The organism is Allocoleopsis sp. (assembly GCF_036703385.1).
In the GTDB taxonomy this organism is placed as follows: Bacteria; Cyanobacteriota; Cyanobacteriia; order Cyanobacteriales; family Coleofasciculaceae; genus Allocoleopsis.
This window is the reverse complement of sequence record NZ_DATNPA010000763.1, coordinates 1-4,336: the sequence shown is the minus strand read 5'-3', so window position 1 is coordinate 4,336 and position 4,336 is coordinate 1. Positions and strand designations below refer to the sequence as shown.

General features: G+C 43.8%; 4 protein-coding genes. 1 reads left to right on the top strand and 3 read right to left on the bottom strand.

Annotated elements, in window-relative coordinates:
* From V6C93_RS35795 to V6C93_RS35785, 3 genes are all read right to left on the bottom strand, one after another.
* Positions 1 to 886: T3SS effector HopA1 family protein (locus V6C93_RS35795; RefSeq protein WP_333481464.1), on the bottom strand; the 886-nt coding region annotated here is incomplete at its 3' end.
* A 426-nt stretch (positions 887 to 1,312) separates the two neighbouring features.
* The gene (locus V6C93_RS35790) at positions 1,313 to 2,494 is read right to left on the bottom strand and encodes an aminoglycoside phosphotransferase family protein (protein ID WP_333481463.1); all 1,182 of its coding nucleotides are present in this window, start codon (positions 2,492 to 2,494) and stop codon (positions 1,313 to 1,315) included.
* 14 nt (positions 2,495 to 2,508) lie between these two features.
* The gene (locus V6C93_RS35785) at positions 2,509 to 2,802 is read right to left on the bottom strand and encodes a hypothetical protein (protein ID WP_333481462.1); all 294 of its coding nucleotides are present in this window, start codon (positions 2,800 to 2,802) and stop codon (positions 2,509 to 2,511) included.
* Between the two features lie 245 nt (positions 2,803 to 3,047).
* Between V6C93_RS35785 and V6C93_RS35780 the strand changes: the two genes are divergently transcribed.
* A complete protein-coding gene (locus V6C93_RS35780; RefSeq protein ID WP_333481461.1) occupies positions 3,048 to 4,319 on the top strand; it encodes a sensor histidine kinase in 1,272 nt (423 codons plus the stop codon).
* Positions 4,320 to 4,336 lie beyond the last annotated feature (17 nt).

Sequence of the window (4,336 nt, the reverse complement as noted above, 5' to 3'; positions counted from 1 at the left end):
CTAAAGCAAGTCCCGGTGCCAGGAACTTGGTAAACAAGGGAACTTCCGGGGAAAAATGCAAGTAGTTTTCTGCATAAACCTTTTCAATAACTTGCTGGACTACTTCATAGTTGTTGCGCTCAAAGTAAAGAACCGCCGAGTCGTAGCGTCCATAGCTAGATGGGTTGTATAGAACCTTAAACGTGAAGGGAATTCCTACTTTGTTCAATTGCCGCGCGATCGCACTCATGATAGCGATCGCACCTTCAGGACTCAAATTAAAGTAGATTCGCACTGTACGAACGTCTAAATTGCTGCAATTTTCCCAACCCGCATTACCAACCGCCACATAGAATCCGTTTTGAATTAGGTTACGGGGCATCCGGATGGCAACTGAGTCACCGACAGTAGCAGTAGCTTGAGTGGGTTGAAGATGGTAAGTGCGCTCAATATGCAGAATTAAACTCCCCTTTTTCACCGCTAGACTACCATCACATTCTTGCCTCAGTACAAACCAGCCTGAGTCAAAGTAGCCTTCACCACAATTACTATCGTGCAAGTGTTTGTAGAATTCCAGGTTTACTCCCAGGTAGGTATTGTTCTCCAGATTTTCATAATCTGCCAAGTCAACCGAACTATCATTTGATGCAAGAACAGTTCGCAAGGAGCCGTTGTAATAGATGCCGTAAAGGAATCTCAGCAATTGCAGACTCAAATACCTATCCTGAACATCTGAAGGCATTTGCTTAAAGCGCTCTACTACCTGGCGCGAAAATTCCAAGGCTTTATAATCTGGATGACTAACACAGAATTCCAACTCAATTTGAACGTTGTTCGCGATGTCTTGAAAAGTAGCCAGTAGTTGCTCGGTCGAATCGGCTGGTCGTTGACTTAGAGGAGAATTCAAGAGTTGCATCTTAGGGTACCCTAACTAAAACCATTTAAAACAAGAATGATTGAGGTCATTTGATTTCGGATTTTGGATTGTGAAAGCTTTGCCTGTAGATAATTTCAGAAATTAAAAAGTAGCAAGTTTAAATTAGAGTTTAGACTAATCATTCCCTAGCTAGCATTTGTGGGTAGTAGGCTCTCCACTGCAACAAGAGTAATCCTGAGTCAGCCAGGAGGGTAATGTCATTTTAGGAAAGTGCTTTTCCAATTTCGGAAAATGAGTTAGTCTAAACTCCAGTTATACCAATTTCATAAAATAGCGCTACAAATTGACCCCCCTAGCCCCCCTTATCAAGGAGGGAACAAGAAAAGTATCTGTAGCAACGATTTAGGAAATCGGTATTACAACCAAATAGTATAAGCCGTGTAAAACTACAATCTACTACTTGACAGCTACTCCAGTTAATGCAGATTCTGCCGTGCCAAAGACAATCGAGATTGATTGTTCTGGGCGACAGAGCAGGCTCTTAGCAACTTGAAGCATACAGATTCCTGTATTGCCAAAGGTTTTTTGGTACTGAAGTGCTGCCAGAATGTGTTGAATCAAGGCAAGACCCGAACATTGCACAACTCGTCTCAAAAAATCAGGACGAGACTCTACGATTTCTGGAAAATTATCGAAATAAGCTCCTGCAAGGGCAGCCAGGGAAGGTTGTAGTTGTGCCAGAGGAATCAGTGCATGACGCAAAGATGTTTCAAGTTCAATCGCTGGGCTAATAACTAAGCTATTCAGCCAGATTTGTAAGTAGCTGGAAATTAGCATCCCTAAGTCAAATGCTGGGTTTCCCCAAGCACAGCGCTCCCAATCAATCAGTCGAATGATACTATTACTTGATGGCTCTGATGAGGAGAAAATTTGCTCCCAATCATTGTGCAGCAGGATGTTGTTCAGTTTCAGGTCATTATGGGTCAGACAACAAGGTATCAGCGCCGAGGTAAGTTCTGCGATCGCATTTCCTAAGCTGTCGTAACGCTGATAGAGAGCGAAGAATTTGAGAGCATCAGCAGGAACCCGACCAAAAACTTCAGGTGCAATCCGTTCCAGTCCCCGAATACTAGCAAAAGCTTTGTCAACAGGCAGATTTCCTCGATTTTGAGAGAAAAAATCTCGATACTCTTGATGGTTCCAAGTTGCCCGATGAATGATAGCAAGAGTAGCTCCAATTGAGGAAGCGATAGCAGTGGGAAAGACGTTTCCTTTAGTGTGAAATTCAGCTAGATCGCGGTAGCTACTCAGGTAATTGAAAACCGCGATCGCGTGTTCTGCATCAAAGTGAATTATTTCCGGAAGGAATAAGCGAATCGAGTTGAGTTTGGGAAATCTTTGGAAAAATTCATGAAGTAACCATTCGTTTAAAAACTCGCTAGTCGTTTTCCCTTCAAGATGGCAGCGCTCTTGCTTAACAAGGAGAGAACGCCCATCTTGCCAAGTCACTAACAAATTAAAATTTTTGGCAAACTTTGGTTTGATTTGGATTGGCGCTACTTCTTTGTTGGTACACAGAACCTGCCTAATTAAATACTCGAAAACGTTTTGAGAAGTTAATACGAATGCTTTTGTCATAATTCCTTCACCTTTTAATCAACAACTTTTCTTCTGCATTCAGAGATTAGGACGGGAAAAGTGCAAGGTTTCACTGATACCTCAAGCACTCCCGTTAACTTAACAGACACACCACAGTCGGGTGAAGATACGGCTAAGGCAGCTATGTTAATTGCTGCTAGGCTGATATCAGCGGCAATATCAAAAGATTCAAGCATACTCCCATGAATGACCTCAAACCCATTATTTGGGCTGTCAAAATTATCATCATTTAGCTCACTCAGGTAGCTTTCAGAATCTTCAAAAAGTTCTTGTCCTGTAGGATACATATTGGGAACCTTGAACTCAACGTTAATTGCAACTCAATCTGTGAAAAATCCTGGTATAGAAGATGAATAATTTTCATCATTCTTGAACTATCTTCAGCTTAGAAATCCAATCCAAGACAAGCCTCTGAAGAACGTCTCGATTCCTGCCTCAGCGAAACGAGTGAACTCCCTCTAACTTTCGTTGATGTCTCGGTAAATTTTTCTATGACTTTCGTCTTAGCCCAAATCAGGGATTCACACGAAAGATGGATGGTGCTGATTTGCCGTTGGCAGGTTTAATGAATGAAAGCGTTGCTGCGACGGCGATTCCTATGAGTGCCTTTCTAAAGTTTCCCAAATTTCAACCCAATCCCTTCCGCCTTTTGCTCTTAACTGAGTGGGTGATGATTGCCAGTTGCTTCTCTTTGGCTGTAGTTGAGTACTTCGAGAAACAACGCATCCCCATTAAACACGTACTCGTCCTTGCTTTACTCGGCTTGATGGGGTTGACGTTGCCCATCAACAATCCCCGTTGGAAAGTGGTGTATACCATCGTCGAGTTAAGTTTGATTTTTTATGGAGCCACATTAGGCTATCTCCACATCTTGCCGACGCTGTACCTGATTGTTGTCATTCGCAGTTGCTTCCTGTTTAAAAGACCGGGACGCTGGGCGATCGCAGGCATAGTCTTTATTCTCTTCCTGATTCATCAAATTAAATACGTGCGAAGCATTCTTGAGGTGGTTGAGACGGGAGAGCAAGAGCGGTTGTGGATGCACCTAGTTGCAGAAACCCTGATGTTTAGTTTGGGTGTATTCTTTGCACTGCGATTCGTAACTACACTACAGGCAGAGCGCAAAGCCAAAGAACAACTTGCCACTGCCCACGAGCAATTGCAGCAATATGCTAAACAAGCGGAAGATCTGGCTGCGGCACAAGAGCGCAATCGCATTGCCCGCGACATCCACGATTCCTTAGGACATGCGTTAACAGCCTTAAACGTTCAGCTCCAGACGGGAGTTAAACTCTTACAGCATGACCCAACCAAAGCCCAACCGTTTCTAGAACAAGCTCATAGGCTGGGTTCTACTGCGATGAAGGAGGTGCGTCAATCGGTCGGTGCGCTGCGGGATGAGGCACAAACAGAGCAGCCTTTGGAGGAAGCGATCGCATCACTGGTAGACAATTTTCGTCAGGGTACTGGCATTGCTACTTCTGCCCATGTTTGCATCAATGCTCCTGTACCACCAAATATTGTTAAAACGATTTACCGAATTGTGCAGGAATCGTTAACGAATATCTGCAAACACGCACAAGCATCGCATGTTGAGATTCAAGTGTGTACGACGGCAAATAGTGTAAACCTAGCGATCGAAGACGACGGTAAAGGATTTAATCAGGAGCAGCTAAACGGTTCTGGATTTGGGTTGCAAAGTATGCAGCAACGAGTAGCGGATGTTGAGGGGAACTTGCAACTGAAAACTGAACCAGGGATGGGATGCCGAATCGCGATCGAACTTCCGCTCAAGGAAGTATAGATAAATCCTTCTCAGGG

Coding starts and splice junctions, on each gene's coding strand:
- V6C93_RS35785 (WP_333481462.1), bottom strand. CDS start 2,802: ATGTATCCTACAGGACAAGAACTTTTTGAAGATTCTGAAAGCTACCTG.
- V6C93_RS35790 (WP_333481463.1), bottom strand. CDS start 2,494: ATGACAAAAGCATTCGTATTAACTTCTCAAAACGTTTTCGAGTATTTA.
- V6C93_RS35780 (WP_333481461.1), top strand. CDS start 3,048: ATGGATGGTGCTGATTTGCCGTTGGCAGGTTTAATGAATGAAAGCGTT.